The sequence below is a fragment of the Phenylobacterium sp. genome (assembly GCF_965229015.1).
In the GTDB taxonomy this organism is placed as follows: Bacteria; Pseudomonadota; Alphaproteobacteria; order Caulobacterales; family Caulobacteraceae; genus Phenylobacterium.
This window is the reverse complement of record NZ_CBDDIM010000001.1, coordinates 358,938-375,872: the sequence shown is the minus strand read 5'-3', so window position 1 is coordinate 375,872 and position 16,935 is coordinate 358,938. Positions and strand designations below refer to the sequence as shown.

At 67.5% G+C, this 16,935-nt stretch carries 23 protein-coding genes; 7 read left to right on the top strand and 16 right to left on the bottom strand.

Features of this window, described 5'->3' with window-relative positions:
- Nucleotides 1-32 precede the first annotated feature (32 nt).
- The 7 genes from ACO06I_RS01805 to ACO06I_RS01775 all read right to left on the bottom strand — a co-directional run bounded on the left by ACO06I_RS01805 (nt 33) and on the right by ACO06I_RS01775 (nt 5,652).
- Nucleotides 33-659: a glutathione S-transferase family protein gene (locus ACO06I_RS01805; RefSeq protein WP_421930919.1), complete on the bottom strand. Its 627-nt coding sequence runs from the start codon at nt 657-659 to the stop codon at nt 33-35.
- A gap of 2 nt (nt 660-661) precedes the next feature.
- Nucleotides 662-1,252 carry a DUF3052 domain-containing protein gene (locus ACO06I_RS01800; RefSeq protein ID WP_421930918.1) on the bottom strand — a complete coding sequence of 197 codons (591 nt, stop codon included), beginning with the start codon at nt 1,250-1,252 and terminating at the stop codon, nt 662-664.
- 55 nt (nt 1,253-1,307) lie between these two features.
- Entirely contained in the window at nt 1,308-1,436 is a 129-nt protein-coding gene (locus ACO06I_RS01795; protein ID WP_421930917.1) for a hypothetical protein, read from the bottom strand.
- 377 nt (nt 1,437-1,813) lie between these two features.
- A complete protein-coding gene (locus ACO06I_RS01790) occupies nt 1,814-2,959 on the bottom strand; it encodes an acyl-CoA dehydrogenase family protein (protein WP_421930916.1) in 1,146 nt (381 codons plus the stop codon).
- A gap of 70 nt (nt 2,960-3,029) precedes the next feature.
- Nucleotides 3,030-4,232 (bottom strand): acyl-CoA dehydrogenase family protein, encoded by a 1,203-nt coding sequence (locus tag ACO06I_RS01785; RefSeq protein WP_421930915.1) that lies wholly within the window; start codon nt 4,230-4,232, stop codon nt 3,030-3,032.
- A gap of 119 nt (nt 4,233-4,351) precedes the next feature.
- Complete coding sequence (locus tag ACO06I_RS01780; RefSeq protein ID WP_421930914.1) at nt 4,352-5,365, bottom strand: adenosine deaminase; 1,014 nt, start codon at nt 5,363-5,365, stop codon at nt 4,352-4,354.
- A gap of 32 nt (nt 5,366-5,397) precedes the next feature.
- Complete coding sequence (locus tag ACO06I_RS01775) at nt 5,398-5,652, bottom strand: hypothetical protein (protein ID WP_421930913.1); 255 nt, start codon at nt 5,650-5,652, stop codon at nt 5,398-5,400.
- A 101-nt stretch (nt 5,653-5,753) separates the two neighbouring features.
- Between ACO06I_RS01775 and ACO06I_RS01770 the strand changes: the two genes are divergently transcribed.
- Nucleotides 5,754-6,512, top strand: coding sequence for an endonuclease/exonuclease/phosphatase family protein (locus tag ACO06I_RS01770; protein ID WP_421930912.1), 759 nt, complete (start codon nt 5,754-5,756; stop codon nt 6,510-6,512).
- Here ACO06I_RS01770 and ACO06I_RS01765 read toward each other — a convergent pair.
- Together ACO06I_RS01765 and ACO06I_RS01760 are read right to left on the bottom strand one after the other, a co-directional pair.
- Nucleotides 6,463-7,965 (bottom strand): phospholipase D-like domain-containing protein, encoded by a 1,503-nt coding sequence (locus tag ACO06I_RS01765; protein ID WP_421930911.1) that lies wholly within the window; start codon nt 7,963-7,965, stop codon nt 6,463-6,465. The genes ACO06I_RS01770 and ACO06I_RS01765 overlap by 50 nt on opposite strands.
- Nucleotides 7,966-8,132: 167 nt before the next feature.
- Nucleotides 8,133-8,447 (bottom strand): hypothetical protein, encoded by a 315-nt coding sequence (locus tag ACO06I_RS01760; RefSeq protein ID WP_421930910.1) that lies wholly within the window; start codon nt 8,445-8,447, stop codon nt 8,133-8,135.
- A 175-nt stretch (nt 8,448-8,622) separates the two neighbouring features.
- On the opposite strand from ACO06I_RS01760, the gene ACO06I_RS01755 reads away from it, so the two are divergent.
- The 3 genes from ACO06I_RS01755 (at nt 8,623) to ACO06I_RS01745 (ending at nt 9,905) form a co-directional block, all read left to right on the top strand.
- A complete protein-coding gene (locus tag ACO06I_RS01755) occupies nt 8,623-9,051 on the top strand; it encodes a PaaI family thioesterase (protein WP_421930909.1) in 429 nt (142 codons plus the stop codon).
- Nucleotides 9,048-9,269: a DUF1289 domain-containing protein gene (locus tag ACO06I_RS01750; RefSeq protein WP_421930908.1), complete on the top strand. Its 222-nt coding sequence runs from the start codon at nt 9,048-9,050 to the stop codon at nt 9,267-9,269. Before ACO06I_RS01755 ends, ACO06I_RS01750 begins: the two co-directional genes overlap by 4 nt.
- A gap of 114 nt (nt 9,270-9,383) precedes the next feature.
- Entirely contained in the window at nt 9,384-9,905 is a 522-nt protein-coding gene (locus ACO06I_RS01745) for a TIGR02281 family clan AA aspartic protease (RefSeq protein ID WP_421930907.1), read from the top strand.
- Here ACO06I_RS01745 and dusA read toward each other — a convergent pair.
- Nucleotides 9,849-10,877, bottom strand: a complete 1,029-nt coding sequence (gene dusA / locus ACO06I_RS01740) for a tRNA dihydrouridine(20/20a) synthase DusA (RefSeq protein ID WP_421930906.1) — start codon at nt 10,875-10,877, stop codon at nt 9,849-9,851. The two genes, ACO06I_RS01745 and dusA, sit on opposite strands and share 57 nt — an antisense overlap.
- 104 nt (nt 10,878-10,981) lie before the next feature.
- On the opposite strand from dusA, the gene ACO06I_RS01735 reads away from it, so the two are divergent.
- Nucleotides 10,982-12,046, top strand: coding sequence for an integrase (locus tag ACO06I_RS01735; RefSeq protein WP_421930905.1), 1,065 nt, complete (start codon nt 10,982-10,984; stop codon nt 12,044-12,046).
- A gap of 33 nt (nt 12,047-12,079) precedes the next feature.
- Here the strand turns inward: ACO06I_RS01735 and ACO06I_RS01730 are convergent, their stop codons facing one another.
- Nucleotides 12,080-12,421, bottom strand: coding sequence for a YnfA family protein (locus ACO06I_RS01730; protein WP_421930904.1), 342 nt, complete (start codon nt 12,419-12,421; stop codon nt 12,080-12,082).
- A 181-nt stretch (nt 12,422-12,602) separates the two neighbouring features.
- Between ACO06I_RS01730 and ACO06I_RS01725 the strand changes: the two genes are divergently transcribed.
- Both ACO06I_RS01725 and ACO06I_RS01720 read left to right on the top strand, forming a co-directional pair.
- Nucleotides 12,603-13,268 (top strand): AAA family ATPase, encoded by a 666-nt coding sequence (locus tag ACO06I_RS01725; protein ID WP_421930903.1) that lies wholly within the window; start codon nt 12,603-12,605, stop codon nt 13,266-13,268.
- Nucleotides 13,265-13,534, top strand: a complete 270-nt coding sequence (locus tag ACO06I_RS01720) for a ribbon-helix-helix domain-containing protein (RefSeq protein WP_421930902.1) — start codon at nt 13,265-13,267, stop codon at nt 13,532-13,534. The genes ACO06I_RS01725 and ACO06I_RS01720 overlap by 4 nt, the downstream gene beginning before the upstream one ends.
- Nucleotides 13,535-13,538: 4 nt before the next feature.
- On the opposite strand, the gene ACO06I_RS01715 is transcribed toward ACO06I_RS01720, so the two are convergent.
- The 5 genes from ACO06I_RS01715 to ACO06I_RS01695 all read right to left on the bottom strand — a co-directional run bounded on the left by ACO06I_RS01715 (nt 13,539) and on the right by ACO06I_RS01695 (nt 16,633).
- Nucleotides 13,539-13,799 carry a helix-turn-helix transcriptional regulator gene (locus tag ACO06I_RS01715; RefSeq protein WP_421930901.1) on the bottom strand — a complete coding sequence of 87 codons (261 nt, stop codon included), beginning with the start codon at nt 13,797-13,799 and terminating at the stop codon, nt 13,539-13,541.
- A 129-nt stretch (nt 13,800-13,928) separates the two neighbouring features.
- Nucleotides 13,929-14,522, bottom strand: a complete 594-nt coding sequence (locus ACO06I_RS01710) for a mobile mystery protein B (RefSeq protein ID WP_421930900.1) — start codon at nt 14,520-14,522, stop codon at nt 13,929-13,931.
- Entirely contained in the window at nt 14,519-14,980 is a 462-nt protein-coding gene (locus ACO06I_RS01705) for a mobile mystery protein A (protein ID WP_421930899.1), read from the bottom strand. The genes ACO06I_RS01710 and ACO06I_RS01705 overlap by 4 nt, the downstream gene beginning before the upstream one ends.
- Nucleotides 14,981-15,092: 112 nt before the next feature.
- Complete coding sequence (locus ACO06I_RS01700) at nt 15,093-16,121, bottom strand: relaxase/mobilization nuclease domain-containing protein (protein ID WP_421930898.1); 1,029 nt, start codon at nt 16,119-16,121, stop codon at nt 15,093-15,095.
- Entirely contained in the window at nt 16,118-16,633 is a 516-nt protein-coding gene (locus ACO06I_RS01695; protein ID WP_421930897.1) for a MobC family plasmid mobilization relaxosome protein, read from the bottom strand. The genes ACO06I_RS01700 and ACO06I_RS01695 overlap by 4 nt, the downstream gene beginning before the upstream one ends.
- Nucleotides 16,634-16,935: the final 302 nt, after the last annotated feature.

Sequence of the window (16,935 nt, the reverse complement as noted above, 5' to 3'; positions counted from 1 at the left end):
GTGTTTGCGACAGGGCGCCAATGTTTGTCGGCTCAAGCCGGTGGAAACAGATCCGGCGGCCAATTCAGGGCGCCGGCCCTCTGGTTGGCGGGCCGCGCCTCCAGACGCTGAACATAGGCGTCCAGCACGGGATCGGCGGGGATTTCCCCGGTGTGTCGCCCCATGGCGAGGGTCGCGCCGACCATGATGTCGGCGGCCGTGAAGGTCTCGCCCAGGAGGTAGGGGCCGTGCGCCAAGGCTTCGGCTAGAATGCGCATCGCCTCGAGAAGAGGCCGCCAGCCGGCGCCCCAGCCTCCAGGCTTCAGCGGCAGGGTGACCCCGGCCGTCGCCCGCGCGGGGTCCAGGGCCGCCGTCGACCACACCATCCAGCTCAGATAGTCGCCCCGGCGCGGATCCTCGATCCTGGGCGCTAGGGTCCCGTAGCCGTGGCGATCGCCGAGATAGAGGCAGATGGCGGGTGTCTCTCGGACGACCGCCTCGCCGTCTGTCAGGGTCGGGACCTCGCCAGTGGGATTGAGCCTCAGATAGGGTTCGGGGCGGGCCGCACCGGGCCGCCGGTCGATGAGTTCGGTGCGGTAGGCGACACCCAGTTCCTCGAGCATCCACAAGGCCGTGAAGGACCGTGTGGCGACGCCGCGATAGAGGACCAGATCGGACACGACTACCGACGCCGCGTGAACTTCAGGGCCGTGAGGGTGTCGGAGAAGCCGACGACCTTGGAGTCCGTCAGGCCGTGGGCCTTGGCCGCCGCCATGACCTCGACATCCTTGAGGCTCGCGGCCTTGCCCTTGCGCGAGACGATCCAAAGGGCGCCCCTCTCGGCCAGGGCCGGGATCAGCGCGGGGACGCGGTCCAGCTCGGGGGCGCTGTCGGCGGCGTAGAACAGGAGGTCGAGATCGGCGAGATCGCTGACGGGCGCGGCGTCTCGTTGCGCCAGTTCGCCGGCCAGGGCGTCGTCGGCGACGTTCAGCACGCCGACCCTCATGCCGGGCTTCACCCCCAGCTTGTCCAGCCGGCCCTTGGGATTGAGGATGGCGTCGGCCCAGTTCGCCGCGGCCTTCTCCCCCAGGGCGAACCGCGAGCCGTCGGCCAGGACCAGGTCGCCGGCCTCGGCGCGGACGCCCTTGAGGTCATCGCCCTGGAACACACGGCGGGAGGTTCCGCGAAACAGCAGCTTCGGCGCTTCGTATTGCAGGCGTCCGGCGTCCTCGCCCTCGGCGAACCTCGCGCGGACCTGAGCGTCCTTGCCCATGGGCGTCCTCCCCCGTCCGCGCCAAGCTTGGCCAAGGCGACGGAGCGGCGCAAGTCTAGCGCTTGGGCGTCTTGGCATCCCGCGGCGCGGGCGGGGGCTTGCCGTGGTTGCGCCGGGCGGGCGCCGAGAGATTGCCCAGGAAGGCGAAGGACAGCAGGGCGTGGTCCATCTTCGTCACGGTCATTTGGCGTCTCCTTGACCAGCTGGTCGAGCCAGAAAGAGACGCGAAGCGGCTTCCAGGGGCTTGCACCCTCCTAGTCGTCAGCGCGTCGGAGACAGAGGATGCGCCGGCGCCGGAAACTTGCAAGAAAAACATCCGTCTACGGATAAAATCAGCCCACGGAATACGTGCTAACCATTTGATTCTGCACAGACTGACGCCGACATATGGCATCAGATCGCGACGAGGTGTCGCGTTCGAGACACACCGTCAAAGGCCCTGCTTTGACGCGGAATCGCGCCCGGCGGGCTCTGATTTCGATAATTCGTATACGGCCTATATTCGCGCCGCGGCGCGAGCGGCTCCTCCCCCCGTGGAAAGGGAGAAGGAGCGCTTGGGTCCTAGGCGGCCTTGCCCAGGGACAGGGTCTCGTAGCGGGCCAGGTGATGGTCGGTGGAGCCGAAGGCGCTCTCGATCATGGTGGCGCGCTTGAAATAGTGGCCGATGGCCATCTCGTCGGTCATGCCCATGCCGCCGTGGATCTGGATGGCGTTCTGGCCGACGAACTTGCAGGCCTTGCCGATCTGCACCTTGGCGCCCGACACGCCCTTGGCGCGCTCGACGGCCGGTTCGCTGAGCCTGATGTCGGCCATGTAGGTCATGGAGATCGACTGCTCGAGCTGGATGAACATGTCCACCATGCGGTGCTGCAGCACCTGGAAGCTGGAGATCGGCTGGCCGAACTGCTTGCGCTGGCGGGCGTATTCCACCGTGCCCTCGTGCAGCTGGCGCAGGACACCGCAGGCCTCGGCGCAGGTGGCGGCGATGGCCTCGTCGATCACCTGCTCCACCAGGGGCAGGGCCTGGCCCTCGGGACCGACGATGGCGTCGGCGCCCACGGCCACATTCTCGAAATAGACCTCCGAGGCGCGGAAGCCGTCCACGGTGGGATAATCCCGCGTGGTGACGCCCTTGGCGTCCTTGGGCACGATGAAGACGGAGACGCCCTGGGCCTCGCGCTGGCCGCCGCCGGTGCGGGCGGTGACGATCAGGTGGGTGGCGTAGGGCGCGCCGATCACCACGGCCTTGTGGCCGTTGATGACATAGCCCGCGCCGTCCTTCTTGGCCGTGGTCTTCAGGTCGCTCCAGGTGTAGCGGCCCTGGGGCTCGGCATAGGCGAAGGCGAAGATGGCGTCGCCCGAGATGATCTTGCCGATCAGCTCGTCGGCGCCGGCCGGCTTGCCGTGCTTGAGGAAGCCGCCGCCGATCACCACGGTGGGCAGGTAGGGCTCCACCACCAGGGCCTTACCCAGCTCCTCCATGATGACCATGTTGTCGGTGGTCCCGCCGCCCAGGCCGCCCTGGTCCTCGGAGAACGAGGCGCCCAGGATGCCGAGTTCGTCGGCGAAGGCCTTCCAGACCTGCGGCCGCCAGCCGGCCTCGGTCTTCAGCGCCGCGCGGCGCTGGTCGAAGCTGTAGTTGTCGGCCAGGTAGCTGGCGACGGTGTCGCGCAGCATCGACTGTTCTTCGGTGAAGCTGAAGTCCATCGTTCGTCCCCAAGGATAGGGGGCCGCCGGTGTCCTCCCTGGCGGCCCGTCAGTGTTCTTACGTCGGTGGTTAGAGGCCCAGCACCATCTTGGCGATGATGTTGCGCTGGATCTCGTTGGAGCCGCCATAGATCGAGGTCTTGCGACCGTTGAAGTAGTCGCCGGCGGTGTCGATGGAATGCAGCGGGCCGACGCCGGAGTTGTGGCCGCCCTCCCCCAGGAACGGCGCGCCGTAGTGCCCCGCGGCCTCCAGGGCCAGCTCCTGCAGGCGCTGCTGGATTTCGGTGCCCTTGATCTTGAGGATCGAGCTTTCCGTGCCCGGGCCCTTGCCGCTGCTCTCGCCGGCCAGGGTGCGCAGTTCGGTGAACTCCAGCGCCGTCAGGTCGATCTCGAGCTCGGCCACCTTGCGCTTGAAGAAGGGGTCGGCGATCAGGGCGCCGCCGGCGTCCGACAGTTCGGTCGAGGCCATCTCGCGGACCCGCTCCAGGCCGCGCTTGGAGCGCGCCACCCCGGCGATGCCGGAGCGTTCGTGGGCCAGCAGCGCCTTGGCGCAGGTCCAGCCCTGGTTCTCGTGGAAGACGCGGTTCTCCACCGGCACCTTCACATTATCCAGGAAGACGTCGTTGACCTCGTGGCCGCCCTCCAGGGTGATGATCGGACGCACGGTGATGCCCGGGGTCTTCATGTCGATCAGCAGGAAGCTGATGCCGGCCTGGGGCTTGGCGTCGGGATCGGTGCGGACCAGGAAGAAGCCCCAGTCGGCGTGCTGGCCGAGCGTCGTCCACGTCTTCTGGCCGTTGACCAGATAGTATTCCTTGCCGTCGTCGCCCGTGATCCGCTCGGCGCGGGTCTTCAGGGAGGCGAGGTCGGAGCCGGCGCCGGGCTCGGAATAGCCCTGGCACCACCAGATCTTGCCGTCGCGGATGTCGGGCAGGAACTTCGCCTTCTGCTCCGGCGTGCCGAAGGTGTAGAGCACCGGCGCCAGCATGGCGACGCCGAAGGGCAGGATGCCGATGGTGTCGGCGCGGGCCTGTTCCTCGGACCAGATGTACTTCTGGGTGGGCGTCCAGTCGGTGCCGCCGAGCTCCTTGGGCCAGGACGGCGTCGACCAGCCCTTCTTGGCCAGGATGCGGTGCCAGGAGAGGTAGTCCTCACGGCCCAGGGTCTCACCCCGGTCCTGCTTTTCGCGCAGCGCCTTGGGATAGTTGTCGGCGATGAAGGCGCGAGCCTCCTCACGGAACGCGTTGTCTTCGGGCGAGAAATCGAGGTTCATCACTAGGCTCCCTGGCGCTTCCGCTTACAGCGTATTGCGTGCGGCCGGACCATACGCAAACGCCCCCGCCTTGGGAAGATGACGTTGACGTCAGCGTCAATGAAAACCCTAGGACGACATCAGTTCGCGGCCACGTAGGCGTCCACTTCCGCCACCCTGGCCGCGATTTCGGCCGGCGCAAGGAACGACCCCGTGAAGCTGTTGCGGGCCAGCGTCGCCAGCTCGTCGCGGGTGAGCCCCAGGGCCTCGGTCGTGTCGATCCAGTTCTGGGCCAGATAGCCACCGAAATAGGCTGGGTCGTCGGAATTGATGGTCGCCTTCAGCCCCAGGTCCAGCATGCGCTTCAGGGGGTGGTTCCTCAGGTCGTCGACGACGCAGAGTTTCAGGTTCGACAGCGGGCAGACGGTGAGCGTCATGCCGTCGGCCACCAGGCGCTTGACCAGGACCGGATCCTCCAGGGAGCGGTTGCCATGGTCGATGCGGTCGACGGCCAGGCCCTCCAGCGCCTCCCAGACATATTCCGGCGGCCCCTCCTCGCCCGCGTGGGCCGACAGCTTCAGCCCCCGCTCGCGGGAGGCCTTGAAGACCTTGGCGAACTTGCTGGGCGGATGCCCCAGCTCCGAGGAATCCAGCCCCACCCCCACCATGCGGTCCAGATAGGGCTCGGCCTGTTTCAGGGTCTCGAAGGCGGCCTCCTCCGACAGGTGCCGCAGGTAGCTGAGGATCAGCTTGGAGGTGACTCCCAGCTCAGCCTGGGCCTGGGCCATGCCCGCCAGCAGCCCCTCGGCGGCCACGGCGAAGGGGATACCCCGGTCGGTATGGGTCTGGGGATCGAAGAAGATCTCGGCATGGACCCCGCCATCGGCGGCCAGCCGGCGGAAATAGGCCAGCGCCAGGTCGCGGAAGTCCTCCTCGGTCTGAAGCACCCCGGCCCCCTGGTAATAGATGTCCAGGAAGTCCTGCAGGTTGGAGAAGGCGTAGGCGGCCCGGACCGCCTCGACGCTCTTGAACGGCAGGTCGATTCGATTGCGGCGGGCGAACTCGAACATCTGCTCGGGCTCGAGGCTGCCCTCGATGTGCAGGTGAAGCTCGGCCTTGGGCAGGCCACGGATGAAGTCGGCGGTGGGTTGCATGGGTCCAATCTCCGGGCGCAGGCCGCCCCGCGTCAAGGCAGCTTGAACTTCATCTGGATGACGATGGCGCCGTTCTTCACCCGGCGGTCGTGGGGCTGGACGTGATAGGCCTTCACCAGCTTGAGGGCGAAGGCGCCGACATTGGCGCCGGCGGGGGTTTCGGAGACCACCACGCAGGCGCGCAGGGCGCCGGTCGCGCTCACCTGACAGCGCACCACCGCCAGGCCCTGGCGCTCGGCCACGCCGGGGGAAGCGCTCAGGGCGACGGCCAGGGCGATCCAGATCATCGGCGGTCTCCGGGCGATTGGCGGTCCGCGACGAGAACCATCGCCGCGCCCCAACCGTTGCTCATCTTGCCTCGGCCGCGCGAGGCGCGCATCCCTGGGCCATGCCGCGAATCCTCACCTACAACGTCCACCGCTGCGTCGGCGCCGACCGCCGACTCGATGTGGGCCGGATCGCCGACGTCATCGCCAGCCTGAAGCCCGACATCGTGGCCCTGCAAGAACTCGACGTCGGCCGCCTGCGCACCAACAATGTGGACCAGGCCCACGAGATCGCCCAGCGCCTGGACATGGCCTTCCACTTCCACGCCGCCATGCAGGTGGAGGAGGAGCTCTACGGCGACGCCATCCTCACCACCTATCCCGAGCATCTGGTCCAGGTCGGGCCCCTGCCCGGTTATGGCCGCATCCCGCAGCTGGAGCCCCGCGGCGCCCTGTGGATCCAGGTGGAGATCGACGGCGCCCCGGTGCAGATCATTAACACCCACCTGGGCCTGGTGCCCCGGGAACAGCAGCTCCAGGCCACCTGCATCGCCGGACCCGCCTGGCTGAGCCACCCCCTCTGCAAGGGACCTGTGGTCCTGCTGGGGGACTTCAACGCCACCGCGACCTCGGTGGTCTATCGCACCCTGACGGCCAAGCTCGCCCCGGTGCGCCCGCTGTCGCCGCGCAAGTCGCCGACGGCGACCTTCCCCTCGGCCCTGCCGGTGCTGCGGATCGACCATCTGTTCGTCAGCCCGCAGATCCGGGTGACCGACGTCTTCGCCCCGTTCAACCCCCTGACCCGGGCGGCGTCCGATCACCTGCCCCTGGTCATGGACTTCGAGGTTTCGCCGGCGGCGGAGGCTGCCCCCCCGCGGTGAACAGGCCCCGCTGCCCGAGCGACCGGGCCTCGGCGTAGAGGCGCTCGCGCCGCCGTCCCGGCCGCCAGGAGTCGCTGACATTGACCGGGTCGCCCAGGTGATAGGCGGCGATGAACTCGCCGAACTTGGTCATCTTCATGGGCAGGATCGGCGACAGCCGCCCCTCGCGGTTCAGGGCGTCGATGGCGGAGATAAAGCCGCCGCGCTCCTGGCGCGCCTTGCCCACCGCGTCTCCCGTATAGCCCAGGAAGTGGCCGATGGCGCGGTCGCGGAAGGCCGCGATGTTCAGCCGGGCCCGGTCGGTGGTGGCCTCGATGGCCAGCTCCAGCTCGGTGTCGAACCCCCCGGAGCGGTTGTTCAGGTTGGCCGAGCCGACCCGGGCCAGGGTGTCGTCGATCACCGTGGTCTTGGAGTGGACGATGATCTTGGTCCCGGCCGGGGTCACCGGATAATAGGCCCGGAAGCGGCCGAACACGTCGGCCGACCGCAGGCGCCACAGCATGTTGGACCGGGCGCGGTCCATGGTCAGTTGGTCGAACCAGCTGGGGCTCGCCCCGGTGGAGACCAGCACGATCTCCGGCCCGTCCGGCTCGGCCAGGCGCGCGGCCAGGGCCTCGGCGATCAGGGGCGAGGTGAAGTACTGGTTCTCCAGGTAGATGATGTCCCGCGCCGAGGCGATGGAGACCTGGGTCAGGTGGCGGATCTCCTCCACCGGCGGGGCGTGACGCCAGTTGGGCAGGGTCCGCGCGATACCGACCTCCATGTCCAGGATGTGGGCCGGGACGTGGGCGGGCCAGGGATCGCCCTCCACCTCGGCCGGCGGCGACAGGGCCTGCTTGGTGGCCCGCAGCCAGCGTTCCCGCGCCAGGTCCCCCAGGTCCCGGGCCACCGGCCCGTCCACCATCAGCATCACCTCGTGACGCGGCGCGTGGCACTCCTGGTCGGGCATGATCCGGCGAGGTTCGTGATCGCGGTGGCCCGGCGTGTCCCAGCGGTCGACGCAGATGTCGCCGCTGGCGCAGATCGCCAGCTTGTCGTCCACCACCAGCAGCTTCTGGTGATGGCAGGCGCCAAGCGGGACGGAGTCGTCCAGGCGGAAATGCACCCCGGTGCCCTCGAACCACTTGCGGGCCTTGTGGGGGAAGAACTCCTGGCTGGCGGCGATCGGCAGGGCCGACTTCCAGATCAGCAGGCGGATGTCGAGATCGGGACGGGCGCGCGACAGCTCCACCAGGATGCGGCCGGCCTCGTCGGGGTCGTCGGGGGTCTCCTGGCCGTCGGGGAACAGCCGGGTGCGCGGATCGAAGCCCCAGCCCAGCAGCAGGACCGAGCGCTTGGCCTTGCGCAACGCCTCGAACACCGCGGCGTAGTAGGCCTCAGTATCCACCAGGAAGGCCGCGCGGTTGGCGCGCGCGACGCGCCACACCGTGTCGTCGGGGATCAGTACGCTCATCGCCCGTTCGAAACCCCACTACGCGGCACGCTGCAAGAAAGCCTGCGCCTTGGTCGGGTTCCCGTCGAGTCCGCGCAAGGCCCACCGCGCGCGGGCCGCAAAAAAGAAAGCGCGCCCGGACTGGGGGGCCGGACGCGCTCCAACATCAAGGACCGGTGGGGTCGGGATTAGCCCTTGAAGGCTTGGCAGGGGCCGCTCAGCTCGGCGGCCAGGCGGGCCTTGCGTTCGGGGTTGGTGGTCTTGGCCTCGCGGCGGGCGGCGTCCTGGGTGTTGGCGCCCTTGGCCAGGACCGAGGAGTCGCGGGTCTTGCTGGCGGCCTTCAGCCAGGCGTCGAGGTCGGTGGTGTCGGGCGCGGTGACGCCGGCGATGCCGCGGCAGCGGCTGGCCTTCAGATAGTCGACATCGGTCACCGAACCGGCGGCCAGGGCGGAGCCGGCGGTCATCAGGGTGACGGCGGCGAGCGTGAGAGTGGCGAGACGCATGGTGTTTTTCCCTCGAACTAAGATGGTGGGAAACTGCTCTCGGGGCGGTGACGCTTCAAATGAATTCGCAGCAACATTGAGTATTGATAGATTACGGATTCTTAATCGACGAACGTCGTTACTTATGTAACATAAATATCTTGTAATGTTACGCGGCCTTCGGCAGAACATGGATATGGCCCAGCCCGACCTCAAGCTCGACGTCGCCGGCGTGAACGCCCTGATGGCGCGCGCCTTTCCCGAGGCCTCGCCCCAGGCCCTGCCCCAGGTGACCGATCTGGCGCCCGGCCGCGCCCACATCGTACGGCCCTACGGCCCCGGCATGCTGCGCCCCGGCGGGGTGATCGCCGGGCCCAACCTGATGAGCTTGGCCGACACCGCCGCCTACGCCCTGATCCTCGCCCATATCGGCGACCAGCTGATGGCGGTGACCAGTTCGCTGCTGATGAACTTCCTGCGCGGCGCGGTCCCCGGCGACCTGCACGCCGAGGCCAGCTTCCTGCGGCTTGGCCGCCGCATCGCCGTCTGCGACGTGCGCCTATGGACCGAGAGCGAAGAGCGGCTGGCGGCCCAGGCCACGGTGACCTACGCTATCCCCTCATGAGCGACACGCCCCTCCGCCCCCCCGCCCCGATCAAGACCCCCTGCATCAAGGTCTGCGTCATCGACGGCGAGACCGGCCTGTGCATGGGCTGCTACCGCGAGCTGACCGAGGTCGCCGCCTGGCAGAAGCTCAGCGACGAGGACCGCGCGCGGATCATGGCCGAATTGCCGACGCGACGGTCACGAATCCGCCCCGAGAAGCTGGCCATCTTCAGCTAGCCCAAGGCGGAATTAAGCGTCCGGATTCACCGGTTGCAAACACCCGCCCTTGTAACCTGCCCGTTCAACAGGGCCGGGAACGGTCGCGAACGCCGGGTGGCGAGGGTGTCTGGTATGATCAAGTTGGCCGCCATGGCCCTGATCGGCGCGGTGTCGGCCGTGGGCGCGGCCCAGGCGGTGGTCAGTCTCGACCCCACGACCCGTTCCGACGGCCTGCGCGCCGCGGTCGCTTCGTTCAATCCACAACCGCAACCGGCGCCCGCCGTGGGCGGCGCGGCCTCCATCGCCAAGGCCAGCGACGGCCACTACTGGGCCCAGGCCGACGTCAACGGCTCCAGCGTCCGCTTCCTGGTGGACACCGGCGCCAGCGCCGTGGCGCTCACCCCCGCCGACGCCCAGCGCCTGGGTTTCGACCCCGACAAGCTGAACTACGCCTACAAGGTGATGACCGCCAACGGCGAGGCCAAGGCCGCCGCCGTCAAGCTGGCCTCGGTCTCGGTGGCCGGCGCCAAGCTGGCCGATGTCGATGCGCTGGTCCTGGACAAGGGGCTCGACGCCTCCCTGCTTGGCATGACCTATCTAGGCCGCCTCTCCAGCTTCCAGGCGACCCGCACCGCGCTGATCCTTCAGCCCTGATACGGCCGCCAGGGCCGCATCGACCACACTGAGGTCCGCGCCTGGCTTCACGCTTTCCACGGTCAGGATCCGCCGCCAGGTCCGCGCCCCCGGCGCGCCGTGGAACAGCCCCAGCATGTGCCGGGTGATCGCCGCTAGGTGGACGCCGCGGGCCAGCTGGCCGGCGATATAGGGCTTGTAGAGCTCGACCGCCTCGAAGGGGTCGACGTCCGCCGCCGCCCCGAAGATCCTCCGGTCGGCCTGCCCCAGGATGCCGGGCGTGTGATAGGCCGCCCGGCCCAGCATCACCCCGTCGGTATGGGCCAATTGCGCCTCGGCCTCGTCCAGGGAGCCGATCCCGCCGTTGATCTCGATGGTCAGGTCCGGCCGCTCCCGCTTGAGCCGGTGGACCAGGCCGTAGTCCAGGGGCGGCACGTCGCGGTTCTCCTTGGGCGACAGGCCCTTCAGCCAGGCCTTGCGGGCGTGGACGATGAAGGTGGTCACACCGGCCTGGGCGCAGAGGTCCACCAGGGTGAAGAGGCTCTCCTCCGGGTCCTGGTCGTCCACCCCGATGCGGCACTTCACGGTGGCGGGGATCGAGACCGCCGCGCCGATGGCCGCCATGCCCTGCGCCACCAGTTCCGGCTCGCGCATCAGGCAGGCGCCGAACCGGCCGCTCTGCACGCGGTCCGAGGGGCAGCCGACATTGAGATTGATCTCGTCATAGCCGAGGTCGGCGCCGATGCGCGCCGCCGCCGCCAGGTCGGCGGGCTCCGAGCCCCCCAGCTGCAGGGCGACGGGATGCTCGACGTCATCGAACCCCAGCAGCCGCTCGCGGTCGCCATGCAGCACCGCCCCGGTGGTCACCATCTCGGTATAGAGCAAGGCTTCCCGCGTCAGCACCCGGTGGAACGCCCGGCAGTGCCGGTCGGTCCAGTCCATCATGGGTGCAATGGACAATCTATGTGCTTGAAATTGCGTCACTTTTCCCATACAAATCAAGTCGTTCGGCGCTGACCGGCGTCCGCCTTCCTACGCTATTTTTCGACCCTTTTCGCCACGTTTCGACATCTCACTGCACCGGATTTGCACCCCAAATGGCATCGATCCGAAAACAAGAATCTGGAACCTGGCGGGTCCAGGTCCGCCGCAAGGGACGAACCGTCAGCGAGACGTTCGTCCGCTACGACGACGCCAAGAAATGGGGCCTCGACGCAGAGCGGCAAATCGACCGCGGCGAAACCCCGACGCTTTCCAAGGTCGGCAAGCTACAGTCGTTCGGTGACCTGATCGATCTGCACATCGCCGACATGACGGACGTCGGCAAACCGCCCGGGCGTTCGAAGGACGCCACGCTCGCGATGTTGAAGCGCCGGCTCGGCTCCCGGAACATGGTGGAACTGGATCGCGAACGGCTCCTGAGCTTCGGCCTCGAACGGGCGGCCGAGGGAGCCGGGCCGATGACCCTCAGCATCGATATCGGCATGATCAAGCTGATCCTCTCCCACGCGGCGGCCGTCCACGGCCTTCCCGTGCGCGTCGAGCCGGTCGATCTGGCCCGGATCGCCCTCAAGCGCCTAGGCCTGGTCGGCAAAGGCAAGGAGCGTGATCGGCGCCCCACGGACGAGGAACTCGAAAAGCTCTGCGCTCACTTCGACGGCAATCCCCGTCAGATCATCCCCATGAGCCGCATCATCAAGTTCGCGGTCGCCACGGCGATGCGCCAGGAGGAGATTTGCCGGGTCACCTGGAGCGACCTCAACGAGCGCACCAAGATGCTGACGATCCGCGACCGCAAGGACCCACGCGAGAAGAAGGGCAACGATCAGCGCATTCCTCTCCTCTCGGTGTCCGGATTCGATGCGCTGGCCCTGATCGAGGAGCAGCGAGCGATCCGCGGCAACGAGGATGACCGCATCTTTCCGTATGCCCACAAGTCGGCAGGCACGGCGTTCACGCGCGCCTGCCAGGACCTTAAGATCGAGGACCTTCATTTCCACGATCTGCGCCATGAGGGCACGAGCAGGCTCTTCGAGGCGGGATTCGAAATCCAGCAGGTCGCGCTGGTCACCGGTCACAAGGATTGGAAGATGCTGCGGCGGTACACGCACCTTCGTCCGGAAGCGCTGCATGCAATCGCGGACAAGAAGGCCGCCGCTTGATCCGCGTCAGCGGCCGCCAGCGCGGGCGTTGTTTCAAGTCCCAGACACGGCGCCTCGCGGGCCGAAAAGGATAACTGCGGCCCCAAGCAGGCAGACTGCCGCGCCAATCAAGTCCCATCGATCAGGCCGAACACCTTCGGCGAGCCAAAGCCAAGCTATGGCGGCAGCAATGTAAATGCCGCCGTAGGTAGCGTAGCTGCGTCCCGCATTTTCAGCGTCGATGAGCGTGAGCAGGTAGGCGAACAGGGCCAGCGAGAGCATGCCGGGAATGAGCCAGAGAGGCGACTTGCCCAGTTTCAACCACGCCCAGAAGGAGTAGCAGCCCGCTATTTCGGCGATCGCCGCCCCAACAAACGCCAGCAACCAGGGCTTCATCCCATTCTCCCTCCCACAACAGCTATGCTCTAAGCCAAGCTGTGGAGTTCCCCTCACGCCAGTGCCGGACGCACCGAACGTCCCTTTTGTAGCCGGATCTACGACATCCTACGACGTCGCGTCGCCAGCCCTGGCGCCAGCCTGATCGCCTGTTCACATGCCCTCCTGTCAGGAGGTCCACATGCGGACAATCGCGATCATCAGCCAGAAGGGCGGCGCCGGGAAAACCACCCTCGCCATCCATCTGGCCGCAGCGGCGGCCGGCGAGATCGTCACCCTCGTCGTGGACACCGACCCGCAGGCGACCGCCAGCCGGTGGAGCGAATGGCGCGGCGGGATTGACCCGGAGATCATCGATTGCGGGGCGCCTTCGCTGCTGGCCGGCAAGCTGAGCAAGGCGGCTGAGTTGGGCGCGGAGTTGGCGGTGATCGACACCCCGCCACATGCCGACGCCATGGCGCGGCAGGCCGCACGTCTCGCCGACCTGATCCTGATCCCCTGCCGGCCCAAGGCGTTCGACCTCGCCGCGATCGAGGCGACCGCCGAGTTGGTGAAGGCCAGCGGTAAGCCTGCCTTCGTGGTGTTGATGGCTGGGCCGCCCAAAGCCCCGCTGATCTACAAGGAGGCCGCTGAGGTGATCGAAGGCTCCTTCGGCCTCCAGCTCGCCCCGGTCATGTTGCCGGAGCGCGCCGCCTTCCACCACAGCACGGCACAGGGCCGAACCGCCGAAGACTTCGATCAGGGCGGCAAGGCAGCCGGCGAGATCAGGGCGCTTTGGAGCTGGACACGCGGACAGCTGAGCATGTCCGCACGTGAACCTGTTCACACGCTGGCGCCTGCCGGATGAGCCGGTTCGCTGCCATCAAGTCAGAGAAAGCCAAACCAGCGCAGGCCGCGGCGCCGTCTCCCGGCGCCTCAGACGCGCCGCCGGCGTCGGCCAAGGCGCCGGCCAGGATCGGGAAGAAGGCGGTGAGCGGCTACTTCAGTCCGGAGATGAGCCGCGGATTGCACCTGCTGGCACTTGAGCAGGGAACGAGCCTGCAGGCCCTGATGGGTGAGGCCTTTGACGACCTGATGCGCAAATACGGCAAACACCCCTTCGGCGAGCGGTGAGCAATCATCCGAAGGCGCGCGACTCCTGAGGACGGGCCGGTAGGACGCGGCCCTGGCCAGGATCCGAAGTTGAGTTCTTGGCCCCCCGATCCGCCCAGCTCTGCAGATCGTCGATGGCGTAGACCACCCGCCCGCCAATCTTCCGGTAGGTCGGGCCAGTCCCATAAGTTCGATGCTTCTCGAGCGTGCGGCCCGACAGGCCGAGGAAACGCCCTGCTTCTGAGGTCCGGAGCAGTCGGGGCGGCATGGGAGCGCCTTCAAACATCGCAAATCCTCCTAGCTGTCCGATCAGGTTCCGCAACCGCGCGAAGCGAGGACGGCATGCGACTCACCTATCCAGGCGTAGGCGTGGCGGGAAGGGCGTAAGTCTACCCGTCGTCGAGGGCGGGAGGCGCTAGCTGCGGGCGAACGCCAGGAGGGGCGCGATGTCGTGAGCGTCGGCGGCCTGCAACGCCCGGACATAGTCCCTACGGGTCTGGGCGGCTTCCACCAGATTCGCCCGACCCCAGCTGAACCGCTGCCCGCCGAGTTGCTTGATCACCAGGTCGGCGGCCAGGCGTGCGTGGCGCCCGTTGCCGTTCGGGAAGGGATGAATGGAGACGAGGCGGTGGTGGAAGCGCACCGCGATTTCGTCAGGCGCGAAGGTCTGATGGTCGATCCAGTAGCGGACGTCACCCACAAGAGTGTGGAGATCGACCGCGATGCGGTGCGACGGAACGCCGATGTTGAGCTCGGTGGTCCGCTGGGCGCCGGCCCATCGCCAGACCTGCCGCAGCATGCGGCGATGCAGGGCCATCAGGAAATCGACATCGACCACGTCGCCGCGCTTGCGGGAAAACGCCCACCGATCGGCCTCGGCGATATTCTCCTGCTCGGCCTCGTTCAGCTCGGCTCGCGTGGTGATGTAGGTCGGGATCAGACCCTGCCGTCCCTCCGGCGTAAGCGGCGTGTTGGCCTCGTCGTCTGCTTCGAACAGCGGGTCGGTCACGCGGGCTCGTCCCAAAGGCGGCTGAGGTTCCCGCGCAGCAATTGGTCGATCAGCACTTCGCGCTGTCGCCGCTGGTCGCCAGCCGTGAGGGCTTGGTTCTCCAGGCGCATGGTGTGGCCAACGCCCTCAAGTTGCTCGTCCGCCTTGGCCTCCGCCCGCTCCCGAAGTAGGTCGACGAGCGGGCGGTTGGGCACCATGACGTAGACCAACTGGCAATCCAGCGCCTCGGCGGCGCGGCGCAAGCTCGCGAGGGTGACGGTCTCATCCACCTCGCCCTTTTCCAGGGCCACCACTCGCGGCTGGCTGACGCCTAGGCGCTTGGCGAACTGTTTTGTCGTCAGGCCAAGCGCATCGCGAATGGCGCGTAGCCAGCCGCGAGGCGGCCTTGCGACCGACCAGTTCCGCACCAGCGTGAGCCGCATATCAAGCGCGCGGGCCGCTCTATCCGTGGCAGGCATAATAACCTCTGCATTATCAAATGCGAGAATATTTATAATCTATAGATGATCAAAATCCAAACGCTCCATAATCTATAGGTTATTTTTATCCGCGCCTTCAATCACCCATAGATTATCGCAAACGCTCCTTACCGTCGCCAAGATGGCGACGGCGCATCGCTTCGTTCGCCGCTCGAAGTTCCCGCGCCAGGGCCAAGCGCTGGGTATCGGGCTGGGGCATGCTCCGAACGAATGCTTCCACTTTCGCCCCCAGGGTGCGATCCGCCGGATCGGTTGATCGGCCGAGCAGTTGGGCCTGCGTGAGGTAGAGGTCGCGGACGGCCTGTTGTCGGACGACAATCCCTTGCTCCCAGGCCGTCCGCTCGGTCTGCCCCTGAAAGGCCGCCCCCGCCGCCTCGCGATAGGCCGTCCGGCGGACCCGCCCCATCGGCCCCTGCCCGGCCTCCTCCCGATCACGGATCTTCCGCAGCGGCGTTCGCTCCGCCTTGCGGGTCACGCCCCGCGCTCGCCTCGGCGTCGCTTCAGCCTCTACGCCCCGATCACGCAGCGCCTGGGCGAACGTCTGGCGCCAGAGTTCCAGGTCGGCCTTCTTGGGATTCAGCCGCTCACCCGTGTGGCCACGCGAACATACGGACAGGTGAACATGTGGACGTGGCGTGTCGGTATGCAGCGTGAACACATAGTCATGCCGCCCTGCGAACATGTCCGCCGCAAAAGAGCGGGCGGCGTCCCGCACCGCGATCTCGTTCGTACCAGCCGGCATCGATAGGATGACCGAATGGCTGAGCGGCGAGTCTTTGCGGCGGGACGGGTCAGCCCGGGCGGCGGCGCTCCAATCGTCGGCGAGGTCCGCTAGGTCGCCACGGCACGCGATCAGCGCACCGTCGGCGCCTTCCAACTCCAGCTGGCCGTTGCGCGAGATGTATTCGAGGTGCGCACGAAGATGCGCGCCGTCCCGCGTGCGTCCGGTCACCTTGACCATCACTTCAGGCGCGCGGGCGGCGATCCGCTCCAGACGCGCACGTGCGCCACCGCCGGAGCCTGGCGAGGGCCGCAATACGGTGCGGGGCCGCACGATCCGCTGCCGCACTGGTGGACGCCAGACGTCCTCGAAACCCTGGACCATTTGAAAGTCGGTCACGGCTCGACGGCCCAGTAGGCGAGATTGCCCTCGAACGCCTCGCGCAGTGTGAATATGTGCGCACGTAATTCTGTGCGCAGGGCGTCGAGATAGGCGATCTCCAAGTCCAGAACCTTGCCCTCCATGATGGCGGTGTTCAGGGCCCGAGCGATCTGGTTCACGTTCACGCCGATCCGCCGGACCTCGCCCTGGATGGCGAGCAGGGCAACGGTCTCGTCGCGCCCAAAGGTCGGCTTGCCGTGAAGGCGGTGGCGGATGAGCGCGGCCACCCACGCGTTCGGGGTCAGGCCCATGCCGGAAGCCTCCCGCGCCAGACCGTCGCCGTCGTGAGCGGTAAGGCGGACCGTCAGCTTGAGGGGGCGCGCTGGAAGCCTTTCGCCTACCGCCGGAGGCCCGGCCGCGGCCTGATCCATTAGGCGGCGCAAGGTCGGCGCACGACCGCCCTGCCCTCCGGCGGCGGCATCGAACCGGGCCAGCAAATCGTCGGGCACCCGAAGACTGAGATTGGCCACTGGGCCGCTCCACGTAGTGATCCGCCGCCGCGAAGGCTATCCTGCCCTAGACAGCGACAAACTCAGACTGGCCCCTCCCCTCGGCGCGCGCGATGCGTAAGCCTACGCCCCGCGCACGCTCGCCCGCCGGACCTGCGGTCCGCCCCAAGCGGGCCCGACTCGGTAAGAGGTGAGAGTCGGCTCTGCGCCACTGGACTAAGCCGCTAGCGCGGCATGGGTGAACGGCGGTGGCGCCGTGGATGAGCCTGAGGTGGCGGCGCCTCGCCCGTCCTGTCTGAAGATCAGGGGTCAACCCTGCAGAC

Bases quoted from the DNA above. Each gene is read 5' to 3' on its own strand.
- ACO06I_RS01800 (WP_421930918.1), bottom strand. From the start codon at position 1,252: ATGGGCAAGGACGCTCAGGTCCGCGCGAGGTTCGCCGAGGGCGAGGAC.
- ACO06I_RS01795 (WP_421930917.1), bottom strand. From the start codon at position 1,436: ATGACCGTGACGAAGATGGACCACGCCCTGCTGTCCTTCGCCTTCCTG.
- ACO06I_RS01790 (WP_421930916.1), bottom strand. From the start codon at position 2,959: ATGGACTTCAGCTTCACCGAAGAACAGTCGATGCTGCGCGACACCGTC.
- ACO06I_RS01785 (WP_421930915.1), bottom strand. From the start codon at position 4,232: ATGAACCTCGATTTCTCGCCCGAAGACAACGCGTTCCGTGAGGAGGCT.
- ACO06I_RS01780 (WP_421930914.1), bottom strand. From the start codon at position 5,365: ATGCAACCCACCGCCGACTTCATCCGTGGCCTGCCCAAGGCCGAGCTT.
- ACO06I_RS01775 (WP_421930913.1), bottom strand. From the start codon at position 5,652: ATGATCTGGATCGCCCTGGCCGTCGCCCTGAGCGCTTCCCCCGGCGTG.
- ACO06I_RS01770 (WP_421930912.1), top strand. From the start codon at position 5,754: ATGCCGCGAATCCTCACCTACAACGTCCACCGCTGCGTCGGCGCCGAC.
- ACO06I_RS01765 (WP_421930911.1), bottom strand. From the start codon at position 7,965: ATGAGCGTACTGATCCCCGACGACACGGTGTGGCGCGTCGCGCGCGCC.
- ACO06I_RS01760 (WP_421930910.1), bottom strand. From the start codon at position 8,447: ATGCGTCTCGCCACTCTCACGCTCGCCGCCGTCACCCTGATGACCGCC.
- ACO06I_RS01755 (WP_421930909.1), top strand. From the start codon at position 8,623: ATGGCCCAGCCCGACCTCAAGCTCGACGTCGCCGGCGTGAACGCCCTG.
- ACO06I_RS01750 (WP_421930908.1), top strand. From the start codon at position 9,048: ATGAGCGACACGCCCCTCCGCCCCCCCGCCCCGATCAAGACCCCCTGC.
- ACO06I_RS01745 (WP_421930907.1), top strand. From the start codon at position 9,384: ATGATCAAGTTGGCCGCCATGGCCCTGATCGGCGCGGTGTCGGCCGTG.
- dusA (WP_421930906.1), bottom strand. From the start codon at position 10,877: ATGGGAAAAGTGACGCAATTTCAAGCACATAGATTGTCCATTGCACCC.
- ACO06I_RS01735 (WP_421930905.1), top strand. From the start codon at position 10,982: ATGGCATCGATCCGAAAACAAGAATCTGGAACCTGGCGGGTCCAGGTC.
- ACO06I_RS01730 (WP_421930904.1), bottom strand. From the start codon at position 12,421: ATGAAGCCCTGGTTGCTGGCGTTTGTTGGGGCGGCGATCGCCGAAATA.
- ACO06I_RS01725 (WP_421930903.1), top strand. From the start codon at position 12,603: ATGCGGACAATCGCGATCATCAGCCAGAAGGGCGGCGCCGGGAAAACC.
- ACO06I_RS01720 (WP_421930902.1), top strand. From the start codon at position 13,265: ATGAGCCGGTTCGCTGCCATCAAGTCAGAGAAAGCCAAACCAGCGCAG.
- ACO06I_RS01715 (WP_421930901.1), bottom strand. From the start codon at position 13,799: ATGTTTGAAGGCGCTCCCATGCCGCCCCGACTGCTCCGGACCTCAGAA.
- ACO06I_RS01705 (WP_421930899.1), bottom strand. From the start codon at position 14,980: ATGCCTGCCACGGATAGAGCGGCCCGCGCGCTTGATATGCGGCTCACG.